This window comes from Pseudomonas sp. NPDC089996 (assembly GCF_044748405.1).
Lineage (GTDB): Bacteria > Pseudomonadota > Gammaproteobacteria > Pseudomonadales > Pseudomonadaceae > Aquipseudomonas.
In genome coordinates this window covers 36,392-52,598 of sequence record NZ_JBIVGA010000017.1, presented here as the reverse complement: position 1 = coordinate 52,598, position 16,207 = coordinate 36,392, and the positions used below count along the sequence as shown (strand labels likewise).

18 protein-coding genes are annotated in these 16,207 nt (G+C 64.8%); 7 read left to right on the top strand and 11 right to left on the bottom strand.

Going from position 1 to position 16,207, the window contains the following annotated elements:
* The first annotated feature begins 267 nt into the window (after positions 1-267).
* On the top strand, positions 268-834 hold the full coding sequence (dcd, locus tag ACIPW4_RS23765) for a dCTP deaminase (RefSeq protein ID WP_012313046.1): 567 nt from the start codon (positions 268-270) through the stop codon (positions 832-834).
* Positions 835-931: 97 nt separating this feature from the next.
* Positions 932-1,162, top strand: a complete 231-nt coding sequence (locus tag ACIPW4_RS23760; protein WP_400662156.1) for a hypothetical protein — start codon at positions 932-934, stop codon at positions 1,160-1,162.
* On the opposite strand, the gene pdeM is transcribed toward ACIPW4_RS23760, so the two are convergent.
* The 5 genes from pdeM to ACIPW4_RS23735 form a co-directional block, all read right to left on the bottom strand.
* On the bottom strand, positions 1,163-1,822 hold the full coding sequence (gene pdeM / locus ACIPW4_RS23755; protein WP_400662154.1) for a ligase-associated DNA damage response endonuclease PdeM: 660 nt from the start codon (positions 1,820-1,822) through the stop codon (positions 1,163-1,165).
* Positions 1,819-4,269, bottom strand: coding sequence for a ligase-associated DNA damage response DEXH box helicase (locus tag ACIPW4_RS23750; protein ID WP_400662151.1), 2,451 nt, complete (start codon positions 4,267-4,269; stop codon positions 1,819-1,821). Before ACIPW4_RS23750 ends, pdeM begins: the two co-directional genes overlap by 4 nt.
* A gap of 68 nt (positions 4,270-4,337) precedes the next feature.
* Positions 4,338-5,453 carry a succinylglutamate desuccinylase/aspartoacylase family protein gene (locus tag ACIPW4_RS23745; protein ID WP_400662148.1) on the bottom strand — a complete coding sequence of 372 codons (1,116 nt, stop codon included), beginning with the start codon at positions 5,451-5,453 and terminating at the stop codon, positions 4,338-4,340.
* An 88-nt stretch (positions 5,454-5,541) separates the two neighbouring features.
* The gene (locus ACIPW4_RS23740; RefSeq protein ID WP_400662145.1) at positions 5,542-7,200 is read right to left on the bottom strand and encodes an ATP-dependent DNA ligase; all 1,659 of its coding nucleotides are present in this window, start codon (positions 7,198-7,200) and stop codon (positions 5,542-5,544) included.
* On the bottom strand, positions 7,197-8,213 hold the full coding sequence (locus ACIPW4_RS23735; RefSeq protein ID WP_400662143.1) for a ligase-associated DNA damage response exonuclease: 1,017 nt from the start codon (positions 8,211-8,213) through the stop codon (positions 7,197-7,199). The genes ACIPW4_RS23740 and ACIPW4_RS23735 overlap by 4 nt, the downstream gene beginning before the upstream one ends.
* 73 nt (positions 8,214-8,286) lie before the next feature.
* Here ACIPW4_RS23735 and ACIPW4_RS23730 point away from each other — a divergent pair, with 73 nt between their 5' ends.
* Entirely contained in the window at positions 8,287-8,466 is a 180-nt protein-coding gene (locus ACIPW4_RS23730; RefSeq protein WP_400662140.1) for a hypothetical protein, read from the top strand.
* Between the two features lie 49 nt (positions 8,467-8,515).
* Here ACIPW4_RS23730 and ACIPW4_RS23725 read toward each other — a convergent pair whose 3' ends face one another.
* From ACIPW4_RS23725 to ACIPW4_RS23705, 5 genes are all read right to left on the bottom strand, one after another.
* On the bottom strand, positions 8,516-10,957 hold the full coding sequence (locus ACIPW4_RS23725) for a penicillin acylase family protein (protein ID WP_400662138.1): 2,442 nt from the start codon (positions 10,955-10,957) through the stop codon (positions 8,516-8,518).
* Positions 10,958-11,131: 174 nt separating this feature from the next.
* On the bottom strand, positions 11,132-11,332 hold the full coding sequence (locus ACIPW4_RS23720) for an SEC-C metal-binding domain-containing protein (RefSeq protein ID WP_400662136.1): 201 nt from the start codon (positions 11,330-11,332) through the stop codon (positions 11,132-11,134).
* A 7-nt stretch (positions 11,333-11,339) separates the two neighbouring features.
* A complete protein-coding gene (locus tag ACIPW4_RS23715) occupies positions 11,340-11,816 on the bottom strand; it encodes an LEA type 2 family protein (RefSeq protein ID WP_400662236.1) in 477 nt (158 codons plus the stop codon).
* A 2-nt stretch (positions 11,817-11,818) separates the two neighbouring features.
* Entirely contained in the window at positions 11,819-12,295 is a 477-nt protein-coding gene (locus tag ACIPW4_RS23710; protein ID WP_400662133.1) for a YchJ family protein, read from the bottom strand.
* A 2-nt stretch (positions 12,296-12,297) separates the two neighbouring features.
* The gene (locus ACIPW4_RS23705) at positions 12,298-12,792 is read right to left on the bottom strand and encodes a DUF6231 family protein (protein ID WP_400662130.1); all 495 of its coding nucleotides are present in this window, start codon (positions 12,790-12,792) and stop codon (positions 12,298-12,300) included.
* Between the two features lie 159 nt (positions 12,793-12,951).
* On the opposite strand from ACIPW4_RS23705, the gene ACIPW4_RS23700 reads away from it, so the two are divergent.
* The 4 genes from ACIPW4_RS23700 to ACIPW4_RS23685 all read left to right on the top strand — a co-directional run bounded on the left by ACIPW4_RS23700 (position 12,952) and on the right by ACIPW4_RS23685 (position 15,569).
* Entirely contained in the window at positions 12,952-13,641 is a 690-nt protein-coding gene (locus ACIPW4_RS23700; protein WP_400662128.1) for an OmpA family protein, read from the top strand.
* 88 nt (positions 13,642-13,729) lie between these two features.
* Positions 13,730-14,443: an OmpA family protein gene (locus ACIPW4_RS23695; RefSeq protein WP_400662126.1), complete on the top strand. Its 714-nt coding sequence runs from the start codon at positions 13,730-13,732 to the stop codon at positions 14,441-14,443.
* Between the two features lie 99 nt (positions 14,444-14,542).
* A complete protein-coding gene (locus tag ACIPW4_RS23690; protein WP_400662123.1) occupies positions 14,543-14,818 on the top strand; it encodes a DUF1145 domain-containing protein in 276 nt (91 codons plus the stop codon).
* Positions 14,811-15,569 (top strand): collagen-like protein, encoded by a 759-nt coding sequence (locus tag ACIPW4_RS23685; RefSeq protein ID WP_400662121.1) that lies wholly within the window; start codon positions 14,811-14,813, stop codon positions 15,567-15,569. The genes ACIPW4_RS23690 and ACIPW4_RS23685 overlap by 8 nt, the downstream gene beginning before the upstream one ends.
* Before the next feature lie 150 nt (positions 15,570-15,719).
* Here ACIPW4_RS23685 and ACIPW4_RS23680 read toward each other — a convergent pair whose 3' ends face one another.
* Entirely contained in the window at positions 15,720-16,184 is a 465-nt protein-coding gene (locus tag ACIPW4_RS23680) for a CopD family protein (RefSeq protein WP_400662118.1), read from the bottom strand.
* Positions 16,185-16,207 lie beyond the last annotated feature (23 nt).

Here is a 16,207-nt window from a genome sequence, read left to right as displayed (position 1 = left end):
AAAGAGAGCAGAAAATTCAGCGATGGGCCGATCAGGATCGTGCATCAAACTAGAGATTCTCGGTGTCACGTGCAGCACAGTGGCGCCACCTTACCCCACTTTCCACGAGCTGCCAATGGTCTGTGAACGCTTTAGGCAAATTCGGATCGACGGCGGCTGCAGCCCCCGTCCGGCGCGGGATGAGGCAGTGGAACTTTAACCCGGGCGCCGGGACCGGTAATATGCGCGTCTGGATTTTCCCCTCGCAACTCTTCAGGACACCCCGCCATGAGCATCAAATCGGACAAGTGGATTCGCCGCATGGCGCAGGAACACGGCATGATCGAACCGTTCGTCGAGCGCCAGGTGCGCGGCGAGCACGACAGCCGGGTCATCTCATTCGGCGTTTCCAGCTATGGCTACGACGTGCGCTGCGCCGATGAATTCAAGGTGTTCACCAACATCAACTCGGCCACTGTAGACCCCAAGAACTTCGATGCCGGCAGCTTCGTCGACGTCAAGAGCGATGTCTGCATCATCCCGCCGAACTCCTTCGCCTTGGCGCGTACCGTCGAGTACTTCCGCATCCCGCGCAACGTGCTGACCATCTGCCTGGGCAAGAGCACCTATGCCCGTTGCGGCATCATCGTCAACGTCACGCCGCTCGAACCGGAGTGGGAAGGCCACGTGACCCTGGAGTTCTCCAACACCACCACGCTGCCGGCGAAGATCTACGCCAATGAGGGCGTGGCGCAGATGCTGTTCCTCGAGTCCGATGAAGAGTGTGAAGTGTCTTATAAGGATCGCGGCGGCAAGTATCAGGGCCAGCGTGGCGTTACCCTGCCGCGCACCTGATCCGACGAGCGCAGGGAATTAGTTTCCCTGGCGGCACTCCAAAATTGTGAACAGTGCCGGCATGCATGAAGTGTGTCGGCCCTCGCCAGGAGCTGCCATGAAACTCAACCCCGCAATCAGTGCCAAGCTGGCTGTACTGCAGCAGCCCAACCAGATCGGGCTGCTGGCGTGGTCATTGCTGGCGCATCCCCTGCCAATCCAAGCCGGTGGTGTTCCGCACCAGCCTGACCCTGATACGCCGCAACCGCCACAGCCAGGCGAAAACCCGTTAAAGGAACCTGGTGAGCCAACCCTGCCGGACGAGCCGCCACCCGCTCCCGTAGCCTGACTAATCGGCGAGCGCCCATACCTGATCGCCCCCGGCGACGAATATGCGGGCGCTCAAGCCCGGCTCGATCGACCACCCCCCGGTAAATTCACCGAACGCTGGCAACAGGCTGACCTGAGCATCGATCAGGAAGCAAGGCAGCCTGAGCCGTTGTCGTGCCCGCCCGCGTAGCACGTAGACCGGATGCACGTGCCCGGCCAGCACCGGGTGGCTGCAGTGCGGCACCGGCTCATGCTGCAACGCGAATGGGGGCAACAGCAAAGGCTCGTTGCACACCTCGATATCCAGCTCTGCGGGTGGGTCACCCGCATGGCGATCATGATTGCCACGCACCAGCACCACCTTCACGGCGCCCTGACGGCTTTTCCATGCACGCAGACTGGCCAGCGTCGCGGGCGCATGGGCAGCACGGGCATGAAGAAAGTCGCCGAGGATGATCAGTTGCTCACAGTCATAGTGGCCGAGCAAGGTATCCAGGCGTGCCAGGGTAGTGGCAGTGGTGCCACGCGGAACGGGTTGATGCAACGCCCGGTAGCTGGCCGCCTTGCCGATGTGGACATCAGCCACCAGCAGCGCACGGCGGGCGGGCCAGTAGATGGCCTTGTCCGGCAGTAGCCAGAGGGTTTCGCCGCAGTGCTCGATCGCCAGATGGACACTCATGGCCGACCTGCCGCTTTTTCCAGGTCTGCCACCATCCGCGCAATGCGGTCCGCCAGTTTTTCCGTGCTCAGGGTCTCGCGCATGCCTTCGACCAGCAAGGCGAACGCCAGAGGGCCTGGCCGTTGCAGCGTACGCAGGTCCAGTTGCAAGCCCTGCATCTTCAACAGTTGCTGGTGCAGGCGTTCGATTTCCAGCTCCTCGCTCAGCACTTCATCACGGGCCTGGCCGAGCAGCATGTTGCCAGCATCATGTTTGCGGAACACCTCATAGAACAAGCCGCTGGAAGCCTGAATCTGCCGCGTGCTCTTTTGCGCTGCCGGGTATCCGCCAAATACCAGCCCGGCGATCTGGGCAATTTCGCGGAAACGCCGCAGGGCCATTTCGCCAGCGTTCAGGCTGGCCAGCACATCCTCCAGCAGCTTGTCGCCCGACAGCGCCGCTGGCAGGCAGCTGGCCCAATCGACACTGCTGGGGCTGAGCAGCTCGAACCCATAGTCGTTGACTGCAATGGACACCGAAAGCGGCTGTACCCGGCTCACCCGCCAGGCAATAAGGTTGGCCAGGCCCAGGTTGGCCATGCGCCCGGCAAACGGGTAAAGGAACAGGTGCCAGCCTTGGCGTGTGCTCAGCGTCTCCGCCAGCAGCGTGCTGCGGGTGGGCAAGGCAGACCATTGTGACTGCAGCGCCAGCAGTGGCCGCATGGCCTGCATCTCTGGGCCGAGGTACTGCTCGTGGGCGGCTGCATCGAGTCGCTCGACAAGTGCGTCGGCCAGTTCGCTGGACAGCGGCATGCGCCCGCCATTCCAGCGCGCCACGGCGGCCTTGCGTGCCGTGCTGCGGCGCACATAGGCGGTCATCCCTTCTACCCGGACCAACTCCAGCACGCGCCCTGCGAACACCAGGGTATCGCCTGGACGCAGGCGGGCAATGAAAGCTTCCTCGACACTGCCCAGGTGCTTGCCGCCACCGCCCTTGCTCCAGTACTTGAGCTGCAGGCTGGCGTCGCTGACGATGGTGCCGATGCCCATGCGGTGGCGCCGCGCCAGTCGCTCGCTGGCCACCCGCCATACGCCATCGGGGTGCGCTTCGACACGCTGGTAATCAGGGTAGGCAGTCAATGCATGACCCCCGTGATTGACGAAATCCAGTGCCCATTGCCACTGGTTGTCGCGCAGGTCACGGAACGCCCAGGTGCTGCGGACTTCCGCGAGCAGTTCAGCTGGGCGGAAACCACTGCCCAGCGCCATGCTGACCAGGTGCTGGACCAGCACGTCCATACTCAGGCGCGGTGAGCGGCGCGCTTCGATATGGCCGGCAGCCAGTGCCGAGCGGGCTGCGGCAGCTTCCACCAGTTCCAGGCTGTGGGTCGGCACCAGGGTGATGCGCGAGCGGCGCCCCGGCGCATGGCCAGAGCGCCCGGCGCGCTGCATGAGGCGGGCAATACCTTTGGCCGAGCCGATCTGCAGTACCCGTTCGACGGGCAGGAAGTCCACGCCCAGGTCCAGGCTGGAGGTGCAGATGACGGCCTTGAGCGTGCCCTGCTTGAGGCTGAGCTCGACCCAGTCGCGGGTCGCCCGGGCCAGCGAGGCATGATGCAGGGCAATCTGGCCGGCCCAATCGGGGCGGGCGTCGAGCAAGGCCTGGTACCAGAGTTCGGCCTGGGCACGGGTGTTGGTAAACACCAGGCTGCTGCTGCTGGCGTCGAGCTCATCTGCCACCTGGCCGAGCATCTTCAGGCCCATGTGCCCGGCCCAGGGGAAGCGTTCGATGGCATCGGGCAGCAGGGTGTCGACCACCAGCTGCTTGTCCTGGCGGCCTTTTACCAGCTGGCCACCTTCCGGAAGCAACACCTCGAGCGCGTGCGGCAGATTGCCAAGCGTGGCCGACAGGCCCCAGGTCATCAGGCCTGGATGCCAGCGGCGCAGGTGGGCCAAGGCCAACTGCAACTGCACGCCGCGCTTGTTGCCGAGTAGTTCGTGCCATTCATCCACCACCACCAGGCGCAGGCTGGCAAAGTCATCCGCAGCCTGTGCCCGGGTCAGCAGCAGGGTCAGGCTTTCCGGAGTAGTGATCAGGGTGCTTGGCAGGCGCCGGGCCTGGCGGGCGCGCTCGGCGCTGCCGGTGTCGCCGCTGCGCACGCCAACCGTCCAGTTCAGGCCCAGTTCATCGAGTGGCATCTGCAGAGCACGTGCGGTATCAGCTGCCAGCGCACGCATGGGCGTGATCCACAGCACCTGCAACGGTGCCGGCTGGCGTCCTGGACCTGGAGAGGCCAAGGCTCGCAGGCCGGCCAACCAGACCGCATAGGTCTTGCCCGCGCCGGTACTGGCATGCAGCAGCCCCGACTCGCCACGGCCAACTGCCGCCCAGACCTGGCGCTGGAAGGCGAATGGCTTCCAGCCACGGGCGGTGAACCAGGCATTGGCGAGGTCGGGAGAGGCGGGCATAGGGGCGAGCAGTCCTGAGAAGGCTGTGCTTCTACAGACCACTCGCCGCACGCATTGGTTTTAACCGATCAGTTGGCCAGCAGGTAGCCGCTGCGCAACACCTGCTCGCCGGCAACATGGGCGATGACCATGCCGGCCGTGGCCATGCGCCTTACGCTACGGGCATAGAGCAGGCCGGGCTGGCTGTTGCGCACGGCCGTCACCCGGTCGCTGAGCGGGTCGATGACTTCGGCGATCAATTGTCCGGCTTCCAGGTGCTGACCAGGGCGGGCGTGGTACACCAGCAGGCCGCCAAGTGGAGCTGCCACGGGTTCGACGGCGGCCAGCGGCGTGGCCGGGCGTGGTAGTTTTGGTAACGGCGCGGCGACACCTTCGATGACGCCGGCGTGAGTCAGGTAGTCGAGGATCGCCTGGCAATCCTGGCTCGCCAGGTCGTGGCTGACGTCGGCTTGGCCACGCAGTTCTACGGTGACCGATACGCTGCCCAGCGGGATTGGATAATGCTTGCCAAAACGTTGCTGCAACTGCCACCAGACCAGGCTGAAGCATTCGTCGAACGATTGCCCGCCGGAGTCGGTCGCCAACAGGCTGGCCTGGGCGCCCAGGTAGCGTGCCAATGGCTCGACCTGCGGCCAGGCTTCCGGGGTGGTGTAGAGGTGCTCGACGGCTTCGAAATCGCAGTGCAGGTCCAGTATCAGGTCGGCATCGCAGGCCAGCCGTTGCAGGGTCAGGCGCTGGGACTGCAACGGCGTGCGCGCAGGGTGGGCGTCCAGGCCACGACGCAGGTATTCGCGGATCAAGGCCAGGTTGTGGTCCGGGTCCTGGCTCAGGTGGCCCTCGATCTGGTCGCCGATGCTGTCGGACAGGTCGACGAAGTTGCGGTTGAAGTTTTCGCCGCTTTGCAGTTCGAAACGGCCCAGCGGCGCATCCAGCATCACCTGCTCCAGGCCGACCGGGTTGGCCACCGGCACCAGGATGACCTCGCGCAGCAGGCGCCCCTGCTGTTCAAGGTCGGCCAGACGCCGCTTGAGATGCCAGGCTACCAGCATGCCGGGCAGTTCGTCGGCATGCAGCGAGGCCTGGATATACACCTTGGCGCCACCCCGTGGGCCGAAGTGGAAGCTGTGCAACTGGCGGGTGATGCCCGGCACGGGCGAGAGCAGGTCGTGAGTCGAATGGTGCATGATGGTCCTGGCTGCGTGGCGAAAACGGTCTGCGACACGGGTCGGCACAAAGATAGAAGCATATTTTCTGTCACTGCGCTGGCTTCTTTCAGGCCAGCAAAGCCTGCAATGTCGCCAGGTCATCGGCTTCATCGACCGGCTTGTCCAAGCGCCAGCGCAACATCCGCGGAAACCTCACGGCAATGCCGCTCTTGTGGCGCCTGGACAGCGCAATGCCCTCGAAGCCCAGCTCGAACACCAGCGTGGGCGTGACGCTACGCACCGGCCCGAAGGTTTCCACCGTGGTCTTGCGGATGATCGCATCCACCTTGCGCATTTCTTCGTCGCTGAGCCCCGAATACGCCTTGGCGAAAGGCACCAGTGCACGGTCGGGAGTGCCGAGTGGCGCGTTCCACACGGCGAAGGTGTAGTCACTGTAGAGGCTGGCCCGGCGGCCATGGCCACGCTGGGCGTAGATCAGCACGGCATCGACGCTGAACGGATCGATCTTCCACTTCCACCACAGGCCCATGTCCTTGGTGCGGCCCACGCCATACAGGGCATCGCGCTGCTTGAGCATCAACCCCTCCACCCCCAGGTTGCGCGACTGTTCCCGTTGACGGGCCAGGTCGTTCCAGTCGCTGCCATCGAGCAGCGGTGAAAGCAGTAGCGGAGCCAGGGGATAATCGGCCAGCAGACGCTGCAACTGCTGGCGCCGTTCATGTTGCGGGCGGTTGCGCCAATCCTCGCCTTGCCATTCCAGCAAGTCGTAGGCCAGCAGCACCACCGGGGCGTCAGCCAGCAGCTTCTTGCCCAGGGTCTTGCGGCCAATGCGTTGCTGCAGCACGGCGAACGGCTGCACTGCTGGCATGCTGGCATCGGCGCCTGGTTTCCAGACCAGGATCTCGCCGTCGAGCACCGTGCCATCCGGCAGGCTTTCGGCCAGGCCATGCAGCTCGGGAAAGCGCTCGGTGACGAGCTCTTCGCCACGTGACCAGACCCACAGCTGACCCTCGCGCTTGACCACCTGGGCGCGTATGCCATCCCACTTCCATTCGATCTGCCAGCCAGCGGGCGGACCGAGCAGGGCCTCGAACTGCTCTGGCGGGGCCTGCAGGGCGTGAGCCAGGAAAAACGGGTAAGGTTGGCCGCCGCGCTGGCTATGTTCATCAGCGGATTCTTCAGCGATCAGCTTGTGGTAACTGGCGGCCGTCGGGCGATGGCCAATATCGGTATAGCCGACCAGTCGCTGGGCCACGCGCTTGGCATCGAGGCCAGCCAGCTGAGCCAGGGCGCGGGTGACCAGCAGTTTGGAAACGCCGACGCGAAAGCTGCCGGTGATCAGCTTCAGGCACAGCATCAGGCTGGCGCGGTCCAGTTGTGCCCACAAGGGCGGCAGGCGTTGGCGGATTTCTTCTGCAGGCAGGCCACGCAAGGGCAGCAGGTGAATTTCGACCCAGTGGGCCAGGCCGTCGTCGCTGGCATGGGCGCTTTCCGGCAACAGTAGCGAGATGGTTTCGGCCAGGTCGCCCACAGCCTGGTAGCTTTCTTCGAACAACCACGCGGGCAAGCCCGTCAGTGCCGTGGCCAGCTCGCGTAGCACGCGGGTCGGTACCAACTGGCGCGGTCGCCCACCCGCCAGGAAATAGACGGCCCATGCGGCATCCTCGGCGGGTGCTGCGGCAAAGTAATCACGCAGGGCTTCGAGCTTGGCATTGCTGGAGGTGGTGGCGTCCAGGCGCAGGTACAGGTCGGCGAAGGCTTTCATGCCTCAGGCTCCGTGGCCGTGATGTCATCCTCTTCTCCGTATTCGGTGACGAAAGCGCGGGCATCCAGGCCTTGCTCGTTAAGGTAGCGCACCAGCACGCTCACCGAACCGTGGGTAACCATCACCCGCTCTGCCCCTGTCTGGCCGATGGCCCACAGCAGCCCCGGCCAATCGGCGTGGTCGGACAGCACGAAGCCACGGTCCACGCCGCGCCGCCGCCGGGTGCCGCGCAGCAGCATCCAGCCGCTGGCAAAGGCATCGCTGTACTCGCCGAAACGGCGCATCCAGGTGCTCCCCGCAGCAGACGGCGGCGCCAGGATCAACGCCTGACGCATCAGCGGGTCGTTGCGCGGGACATCACCGGCATAGCGGGTGGCCGGCAGGTGCACACCGGCTTCGCGGTATACCCGGTTCAGCGGTTCGACGGCGCCATGCACGAGAATCGGCCCGATGTCCGGGTCCAGGCCATGGAGAATCCGCTGAGCCTTGCCGAAGGCATAACAGAACAGCACGCTGGCCTTGCCTTGTTCACGGTTGCTCAGCCACCAGGCATTGATCCCGGCAAAGATGTTCGCCTGGCTCGGCCAGCGGTAGATGGGCAGGCCGAACGTGGACTCGGTGATGAAGGTGTGGCAGCGCACCGGTTCGAAGGCCGCGCAGGTGCCGTCCGGCTCGACCTTGTAGTCCCCCGAAGCGACCCAGACTTCGCCCTGGTACTCCAGACGCACCTGTGCCGAACCCAGCACGTGCCCGGCCGGGTGCAGGCTGAGGGTGACGCCGTGATGGCAAATGCGTTCGCCATAGGCCAGGGTCTGCAGGTCGATGTCCTGGCCCAGGCGGCTGCGCAGGATGCCGGCGCCGAGGGCGGCAGTCAGGTAGTGGCGGTTGCCGGTACGAGCATGATCGCCATGGCCGTGGGTGATCACGGCCCGCTCGACCGGGCGCCACGGGTCTATGTAGAAGTCGCCGGGCGGGCAGTACAAGCCTTCAGGGCGGGCGATGACGAGGTCCATGGCTTGGGCGCGCTGGTGTGGGGTTACCAGTTAGGAGCCTTGGTGGACGGTGGAAGTTCGGATGGTGTTTGGGATGCCGGATGCCATGGTCGAGCAGAGAGTGAGTAAAACAGAGATGGCGCGGCGGCTGGGTGTAAATCGTCCCCAGGTCGATCGTTTGGTGGATCTGTTGCATCGCTCCAAGATCGAGCAGGTCGAGCACGCTTTACATGTGCTCGGTCAGCGAATCGAACTCGCTGTCGTAACGGCTTGACGCTGTCATGAAAGAAAAAGCCGCCAGTCCCGGCGGCTTTTTCACATCACTAACGCCCCGGCACCAGCGTCAACCGTTGGCTCCCGTAAGCCCGTCCGAAGTTCTGCGGCTGCAGCGGCAAATTCATGAACCGCCCTTTGAACCAGGCATCCAGCCCGTCGCTGTAATGCCCGCTGGCCGGGTTGCCTGACTGGCCGTTGCTGGTGAGCACCTGCAGCGGCTCGGCCTGGCCGAAGTCGACGATCATCCGCGCCGAGGCTGGCAGGCGGGTATCGAAATTACTGCCCCAGGCGTAAGGGGTCAGGGCCAGTGTGGTGAAATCGCCACCGGCGGCCAGTGGCGAGCGGCTCAGTGCATCGCCCAGGCCGTGATAAGCCGGGGCTGGCCAGCGGTACTGGTGCAGCTTGCCCCACTGCCAGGCGCGGCTGTCACTGCCCAGTTGCGCGGTGCCGGTATCGACGGCAGCCGCCAGGCTGCGGGCGAGGATGGCAGGTTTGTCTTCTTTTTGCGGCGTGTTGCGATCATCCCAGAACGGGCTGTCATCGCGGCCCAGCAAGTGGTCGGCCTGGGCCGAGTACGACAGCCGGGCGTTGCTGACGAACGCCTGCCAGGCAGGGCCCGATTCCGGGCCAAGTTCGTCGAGGAAGGTCTGCCGGGTGATTTCCTGAAGGAACAGCTCGTACAGCGCCGCATCCGCCGACACCGGGCTCAGGCGGCCGTCGAAGGCCTTCAACCGGGCAAGTGCACCGCGAGCCTTGTCACGCTGGCCCGCAGGCAACGCGTCGATCGCCTGCTTGAGGGGCTGGGCCATGCCGGGGGCGTCGAACATCTGCTTGAGCTTGTCGGCCAGCAGCGTCACCTGGTCGTTCTGCAAGGCCATCAGGCTGCGGCTGTCGTGGCGGCCGTTGCCGGCCAGCTGGCCCAGGCGCTCGGCGCGCTCGGGGTAGTACCAGGTGCTGGAAAGCTGCATGCCATAGCCACGCGGCAGGCTGCGTTGATTGGCGTGGGCGATCCAGCCGGCCGGTGGGTCCTGGTCATACGGGTGCAGCATCGGGTCGGCATAGCCATCCCAGTCATAGCGGCCGTCCCAGCCAGGCGACGGCAACAGGCCTTGGCCTTCCCGGCGGTTCGGGTAGCGTCCACTGACTTGCCAGCCGATGTGTTCGGGCTCGGCGAATACGAAGTTGAGCGCTGCGGTAGCGACTTCTCGGGTGCTGTCGAAGGCGCGTTCGATATTCTGGGCGCGGGTCAGGTCGAACAACGCATCGAGGCTACGGTCGCCCTTGAGCTGGGGCAGGCTCAGGGCCAGGCCCAGGCTGGCGTTGCCCGCCTGGGGGAGCAGGGTGCCGTGGCGGGTGTCGTACATCACCTCGCGCTGTGGGCGCTGGCCGCGAACAAAGAAGGTCTCGCTGCGGGCCCGGGCCGGCTGCCATTTGCCGTCGGCCAGGTAGCTCACCTGGCTGCCGGCATGGCGCAGTTGCTCCAGGTACAGGTCCTGGTTGTCGGCCATCACCGCGCTGCTGCTCCAGGCCAGCTTGCCGTTGTAGCCGGCCAGCACGATGGGCAGGCCAGGCAGTGACAGGCCGGCAACCTGGTACTTGCCGGTGTGGATCTGCACCGGGCTCAGGGCCCAGGCTGCGCGGCCGTCGCTGGCCAGCAGGCTCTTGCCGCTGCGGCTGCGTTGCGGGCCCAGTGCCAGGTTGGCCGAACCGGGGCTGCCGAGCAGGTCGAGGTCGGCGAGCTTCTGGCTGGCCGCTGCCAGCGCCGGCAGACCGGGCAGCTGGCTGCTCAGGTTCAGGCCCTTGAGTTTGTCCACTTCGGCTTCGGCCAGGGGTTCGTCCGGTGCGCCGGGCAGCAGCCAGGGCAACTTGTCGTTGCCGACTTTCTGCGCCAGGGTCAGGGCGCTGAGTTCTTCCTGCAGGTTCACCGACTGGCTGAACGCGTACAGGCTGAAGATCAGTGCCGAATCTTCAGGCTTCCAGTACTCCGGGCGGTAACCACTGCTGGCCAGGTTGGCCGGCAGCTTGTCGCGGTAGCGGAACAGGTAGGCGTTGACCCCACGGGCATACACTTCGAAGAAGCGTTTCAGGCGTGGTGAAGCGTCTGCGTATTGCTGGGCGGCGCTCTGCTTGAGGTTGGCGGCGCGCATCAGCCGGTCGATGTCCAGTGCTTCGCTGCCGGCCAGCTCCGCCAGGCGACCCTGGGCGAGCAGGCGCATGGCGAGCATCTGCTCGATGCGATCGCCTGCATGCACATAGCCGAGGGTGAACAGTGCGTCATGGAAGTTGCTGCTCTCGATCAGCGGCGCACCCATGGCGTTGCGCCGGACCGAAACGTTCTGCGCCAGGCCCTTGAGCGGTTGCACGCCGCTGGTCGGTGGCACGCTGTCCTGATAGCCACCCATCTGGCAGCCGGCGAGCCCGAGCATGCCGAGCAAGGTGGCGGCGGCGGTCAACCGCAGGCGGAAGGGGGGAAGGACGGGGGCGGCCATGACAAGGGCTCCTGCAAGGCGTGGCGAGGGTCGAAAGGCGCTAAGGTAGTGAGCGCGCTGGCGCCATGCAAGATGCGGTGGAGCTTTATTTACGAGCGGTTGCCAGCTGCAAGCGTCAAGACAGAATCAGATCTGCTTTTACTTGCAGCTTGCAGCTTGCAACTCAAGTCTCGATCAAGCGCCGTGGCACTTCTTGAACTTCTTCTGGCTGCCGCACGGGCACGGGTCGTTGCGGCCAACGTCCTTCAGGGCGTTGCGCACCGGCTCCTGGTGGCCGTGGTTGCAGTGCGGGCCGTGTACATGGCCGTGGTCGTGATCATGATGATCGTGATCGTGGTTGCAGTCCGGGCCATGTACATGGGGTTGCTGGGTCATTGCAGGGTTACTCCGGTAAGAAATCGCCGGGGATTATCTCACCACTGCGCGACAAGTGCAGGTCCTGATGGACGATCAGCCCGGTCGCCAGCTCGCCCTGCAGGCGGTAGCGCAGCGGCTGCCCGCTCTTGAGCAGCTTGGCCAATGGCTTCAGGTGCTGCCACAGGTTGGTCCGCGCAGTGATCTTGAACGTGCGCCGCGCATGCCCGCCGACACTGCGCCAGAGGCTGACGTCTTCCTGCGCCAGCAGCAGGTCGTCGAGCCACACCGAATAACTCAGGTTGCGAATGAACAGGCGGCTGTCGTTGGGGTTGTCGATACGCAGGTGCAGGACGAATTCCTGTTGCAACAGCCGGGCCTTGGTCGTTTCGACTTTGTCCAGGTGCATCTCTGGCTCGCGCCAGTCATCGTCGCCCCAGATCGCGCAGCCCGCCAGCAGCGACAGCATCAAGCTGAGCAAGAGCAGGCGCGAGGCGGCAATCATGCTCAATGACCGACGTAGCTGGCGCAGCATTTCTTGAATTTCTGCCCGCTGGCGCAGGGGCAGGGGTCGTTGCGGCCGGCCTTGAGCTCGACGGTGGGGTCGATGAAGTACCAGCGCCGCTCGTGCTGCACGAAAGCAGAACGCTCGCGGTGCTGATGGTCGCCCTCCTGGTCATGCCAGCGCGCGGTGAAGGTCACGAAGGCGTGTTCGGGCTGGCCGCCAAGCACTTCGGCGCCCTCCACCTCCAGGCCCAGCCAGGTGCTCTGGGCGCTCCATGCCGCCATGGCAGCGCGGTCCAGCTCGGCCTGCTGGGCCGGCAGGGTCGTGGCGACCAGATAGTCGACCAGCCCCAGCACGTAGGCGCTGTAACGCGAGCGCATCAGCGTCTGGGCGTCGGGAGCCGGGGTGCCGGCGTGGTAGTGCCCGCAGCAGGCGTCGAGCAGATTGCCGCTGCCACAAGGGCAAACCGAGACACTCATCATCACCACCAGTATTTGCCGAAGTTTTCAGGGTTGGCCCAGAACCTGGCATTGAGCCAGTCCGGGACCTGCTTGTAGTCATGTAGATCATAGGTGAACAAGCTCAACACCTGCTCATCACGGCGGAATTTCTCGCTGGCCGACAGCGCCAGGGAGAAGAAATCGGTGTCTTGCCAACCGCAGGCGGGCAGGTCGGCCAGCACGGCAACCCGGCTTGCGTTGAGGTTGCGGATGCCGCCCAGCAGTTGCAGGCCGGAGCGTTTGGACAGGTGCTCCAGGCAGTCCACCAGCACCGCCAGGTCGAAGCGCTGCGCAGCCAGCCCTGCTGGCAATGGCCCCGGCGCACAGGTTTCGATGGTCACCTGGTGGTGAGCCTGGGCAAAGGCATCCAGAGCCGGGAAGCGGGTGCCCACCAGCAGCAGACGCTGCGGGGTGAAGCGCTCTAGCAGGGCAGCCAGGGCTTGTTGCGGGGTGCGCTGGGAAAAACCGTCGGTCATTGCCAATCCTCGTTCAAGTCATCCAAGACTAGCGGGCTGCTGTCCGCTGGCATAGAGGCAAGTGGCCGCGTCGTGGCTTATTGCTGGCAGGGATGAGGAGTGCGGTCTTTACTCCCAGAGATCGGTCTTGTGCCGATTCCCCTAGGAGAAGCTACGAAAATGAGCATAGTACGCACAGCGTTACCCCTGGTACTGCTCACCAGTGTGTTGACTGGTTGTGCAGGTTTGCAAAAAACCGACTGGCCTAAGTGTGCTGCCGTCGGGGGTATTACCGGTGCCGGCCTGGGTGCCATCGAGAGTTCCAGCTGGGCTGGCTGGGGCGCGTTGCTTGGTGGTGGCCTGGCAGCAGGCTACTGCTGGGCTCATGGCGATGGCGACGAGGACGGCGATGGCGTGCCGGACAGCCGTGACAAGTGCCCGGGCACCCCGCGCGGCGTGCAGGTCGATGCCAATGGCTGCCCGCCGCCGCCACCGGTTGTCGAGGAAGTGGTGGTGCAGAAGGAAGAAGTGATCGTCATTCGCGATGTGCACTTCGAATTCAATTCCGCACGCCTGACCGCTGCCGACAAGGAACGCCTGAACACCATTGCCACTCGCCTGAAGCAGGAAGCGCCGAGCGCCCGCCTGTCCGTGACCGGCCATACCGACAGCGTGGGTTCCGACAGCTATAACCAGAAACTGTCCGAGCGCCGTGCCCACTCGGTCACTGACTACCTGACTGAAAGTGGCGTGCCTCGCGCCAGCTTCGTTTCGGTGGGCGGTGCTGGTGAAACCCAGCCTGTGGCAGACAATGCCACGGCCGATGGGCGTTCCATGAACCGTCGCACCGAGATCAAGATCCAGCGTTGACGGCCTGGCGCCCGCGCCTTGAGAAGTGGCGCGGGCGCGTCTTTAATCCTGTTAGCCGGTTGCGGCCGATGACACAGGAGCATTCATCATGAGTGTAATGTCGAAGGCGGCGATGCCGTTGCTGTTGGTTACCAGCCTGCTTGCAGGCTGTGCCACCCACAGTGACGGCAGTGCGCCCCTCAATCAAAGGACTTGGCCCATCTGCAGCCTGCTCGGTGGTGCGGTGGGTGGTGGCCTTGGCGCCATCGAAAACTCGAGCTGGGCGGCTGGCCTGGGTGCCCTCGGCGCGATCGCCGGTGGGCTGATCTGTTATGCCCAGGATGGCGACGAAGATGGTGACGGGGTGTTCGACCGTCGCGACCGTTGCCCCGATACCCCGGCCAACACAGCGGTTGACCACATGGGCTGCCCGCTGCCGCAGTATCCGCCGTCCCAACCCGCACCAGAGCCCAAACCCGAGGTGATCACCCTCGACGATCAGGGCCAAGTGATGTTCGCTTTCAATTCCGCTGACCTCACCCCAGGAAGCGAGGAGCGCCTGAAAAGCCTGCTGCCGCGCCTGAACGAGCTGGGGGTCACGCGCATCAAGGTGGTCGGGCATACCGACAACGTCGGCTCCGACAGCTACAACCAGACCCTTTCCGAACGCCGCGCCGCCAGTGTCGCCGAGTATCTGATCAGTCAGGGCATGGCGCCGCAGAAGGTGACCAGCGAAGGGCATGGCGCCCAAGAGCCAATCGCCGACAACGCCACCGATGAGGGGCGTGCGCACAACCGACGGGTGGACCTGCATCTGAACTGAGCGCGCTGGCGTGCACCGGTGCATGCAGGTAGTTTTGGCTGCGCGGCCCGTTCCCGGGCCGCGTCGGCATGACAATAAATAGAAACGTAGGGGCGGGGTATGAAATTCATCCTGGGCCTGGGCAAGGTCCTGACCGTGGCGTTCTGGGGCGTGGTGCTGTTCAACCTGATGATGCCGCAGCCATTGCCGTTGAATCTGCTGATCAATGCGCTGGGCATTTTCGTGCTGGGCCTGCACTTTCTTGAAGTGCTGTTCTTCAACGGCAGCCTGCGCGGTCGCAGCCATCGCTGGTTCGACCGGTTGCAGATCCTGCTGACCGGCATCTTTCATGTCATGTCCATACCCCGTGCGCAGGAGGCGCCTCGCCATGCGTAAATTGATGTTGCTGGCGGCATTGGTCGCGCCCATGGCCCAGGCGCAAAGCCTGGAGGTTGCCGCCCATTCCATGCTGCGCCTGCCGAACAAGTCGGCCAACGTGCACCTGGAGCAATTGCGCGTGGCGGATTCGGCGACCCTGCTGTTGCCGGCCACATTGACCGAGCTGAAGATCGACCATTTGCAACTGGGCCGCGATGCGCGGATTGCCATTGCACCCGCCGAAGCACCGCTGGTTATCGATGCGCGCAGCGCGGTGCTGGGCGAGGGCAGCGAGTTCAGCGCACCGGGGGCGCCCGGCACTTATGAACGGGCTGCGCGCTCCCCTCGTAGGCTGGAACTGAAGCTCGCTGAAGTCGATGCCGAGCGCCTGGCCATCGATGCCCGCGGAGGCGCCGGCGCACCGGGTTACAGCGGCCTTGATGGCGCCAATGGCCAGGCGGGTGGCTGCACCTGGGGCCAGGCAGGCAAAGGGGCGAATGGCGATGACGGGGGCAACGGCCATGATGGTGCGCCAGGCGGGCACATTCGCCTGAGCCTGCCGCAGGGATTCGCGCAGGAGCGTATCGTGGTGCGGCTGGAGGGCGGTGCCCCGGGCAAGGCGGGCGCTGCCGGCAAGGCGGGCAAGGGCGGGGCGAGCAAAGGTTGCCTGGTGTATCGCACCGATGCCGGAGCCAACGGACGGCCGGGGCAGGAGGGCCAGCCTGGGCTGGCAGGGGCCGAGGGTGAACTGATCCTGCAGCGCCTCTGAAGGACCCTGCGCACCCCCTGCAGGAGCGGCCTTGTGTCGCGAAAGGGTTGCGCAGCAGCCCCTATCTATATGCATCACCGCTCAGATTGCTGGGGCTGCTGCGCAGCCCTTTCGCGACACAAGGCCGCTCCTGCAGGTCTGCGGAAACCATTACATCAGCAGGCGCGAACTGGCCACTGCAACCACCGCCAGGCCCAGCAGCAGGTTGACCCCCACCATCCGCCGGATCCGCCCCAGTACCGCGGCCCCTGCCGGCCAGTCCTCGGCCTGTACCGCCGCCTTGAGTTCCGGCAACAGCAATGCCTGAATGCGCATGAACAGCGCGAACATGGCAATGCCGCCGCCAATCATCACGTGCACATATTTAGGCGCAGTCTCGAAGCCGCTGAAGCGCATGTGCAACATGCCGATACCACTTATCGCCAGAATCGCCACGGCCAGCCAGACCCAGACGAAGAAGCGTCGGAAAACTTCCACCCACAGGCGCAGGCGGGCAGGCCCTTCAAGGGCTGCAACCGTTGCCGGGCGCAGTATCAGCCAGGCGAAGAACATGCCGCCGACCCACACAAGGGCGGCAAGGACATGCAACGTATAGGGCAAGGCAAAGGCAAGCATCCGGATCTCCATGCGGCACAAAG

What these genes read in the sequence shown, in the direction of transcription:
- dcd (WP_012313046.1), top strand. Translation starts at nt 268, where the DNA reads ATGAGCATCAAATCGGACAAGTGGATTCGCCGCATGGCGCAGGAACAC.
- ACIPW4_RS23760 (WP_400662156.1), top strand. Translation starts at nt 932, where the DNA reads ATGAAACTCAACCCCGCAATCAGTGCCAAGCTGGCTGTACTGCAGCAG.
- pdeM (WP_400662154.1), bottom strand. Translation starts at nt 1,822, where the DNA reads ATGAGTGTCCATCTGGCGATCGAGCACTGCGGCGAAACCCTCTGGCTA.
- ACIPW4_RS23750 (WP_400662151.1), bottom strand. Translation starts at nt 4,269, where the DNA reads ATGCCCGCCTCTCCCGACCTCGCCAATGCCTGGTTCACCGCCCGTGGC.
- ACIPW4_RS23745 (WP_400662148.1), bottom strand. Translation starts at nt 5,453, where the DNA reads ATGCACCATTCGACTCACGACCTGCTCTCGCCCGTGCCGGGCATCACC.
- ACIPW4_RS23740 (WP_400662145.1), bottom strand. Translation starts at nt 7,200, where the DNA reads ATGAAAGCCTTCGCCGACCTGTACCTGCGCCTGGACGCCACCACCTCC.
- ACIPW4_RS23735 (WP_400662143.1), bottom strand. Translation starts at nt 8,213, where the DNA reads ATGGACCTCGTCATCGCCCGCCCTGAAGGCTTGTACTGCCCGCCCGGC.
- ACIPW4_RS23730 (WP_400662140.1), top strand. Translation starts at nt 8,287, where the DNA reads ATGCCGGATGCCATGGTCGAGCAGAGAGTGAGTAAAACAGAGATGGCG.
- ACIPW4_RS23725 (WP_400662138.1), bottom strand. Translation starts at nt 10,957, where the DNA reads ATGGCCGCCCCCGTCCTTCCCCCCTTCCGCCTGCGGTTGACCGCCGCC.
- ACIPW4_RS23720 (WP_400662136.1), bottom strand. Translation starts at nt 11,332, where the DNA reads ATGACCCAGCAACCCCATGTACATGGCCCGGACTGCAACCACGATCAC.
- ACIPW4_RS23715 (WP_400662236.1), bottom strand. Translation starts at nt 11,816, where the DNA reads ATGATTGCCGCCTCGCGCCTGCTCTTGCTCAGCTTGATGCTGTCGCTG.
- ACIPW4_RS23710 (WP_400662133.1), bottom strand. Translation starts at nt 12,295, where the DNA reads ATGAGTGTCTCGGTTTGCCCTTGTGGCAGCGGCAATCTGCTCGACGCC.
- ACIPW4_RS23705 (WP_400662130.1), bottom strand. Translation starts at nt 12,792, where the DNA reads ATGACCGACGGTTTTTCCCAGCGCACCCCGCAACAAGCCCTGGCTGCC.
- ACIPW4_RS23700 (WP_400662128.1), top strand. Translation starts at nt 12,952, where the DNA reads ATGAGCATAGTACGCACAGCGTTACCCCTGGTACTGCTCACCAGTGTG.
- ACIPW4_RS23695 (WP_400662126.1), top strand. Translation starts at nt 13,730, where the DNA reads ATGAGTGTAATGTCGAAGGCGGCGATGCCGTTGCTGTTGGTTACCAGC.
- ACIPW4_RS23690 (WP_400662123.1), top strand. Translation starts at nt 14,543, where the DNA reads ATGAAATTCATCCTGGGCCTGGGCAAGGTCCTGACCGTGGCGTTCTGG.
- ACIPW4_RS23685 (WP_400662121.1), top strand. Translation starts at nt 14,811, where the DNA reads ATGCGTAAATTGATGTTGCTGGCGGCATTGGTCGCGCCCATGGCCCAG.
- ACIPW4_RS23680 (WP_400662118.1), bottom strand. Translation starts at nt 16,184, where the DNA reads ATGCTTGCCTTTGCCTTGCCCTATACGTTGCATGTCCTTGCCGCCCTT.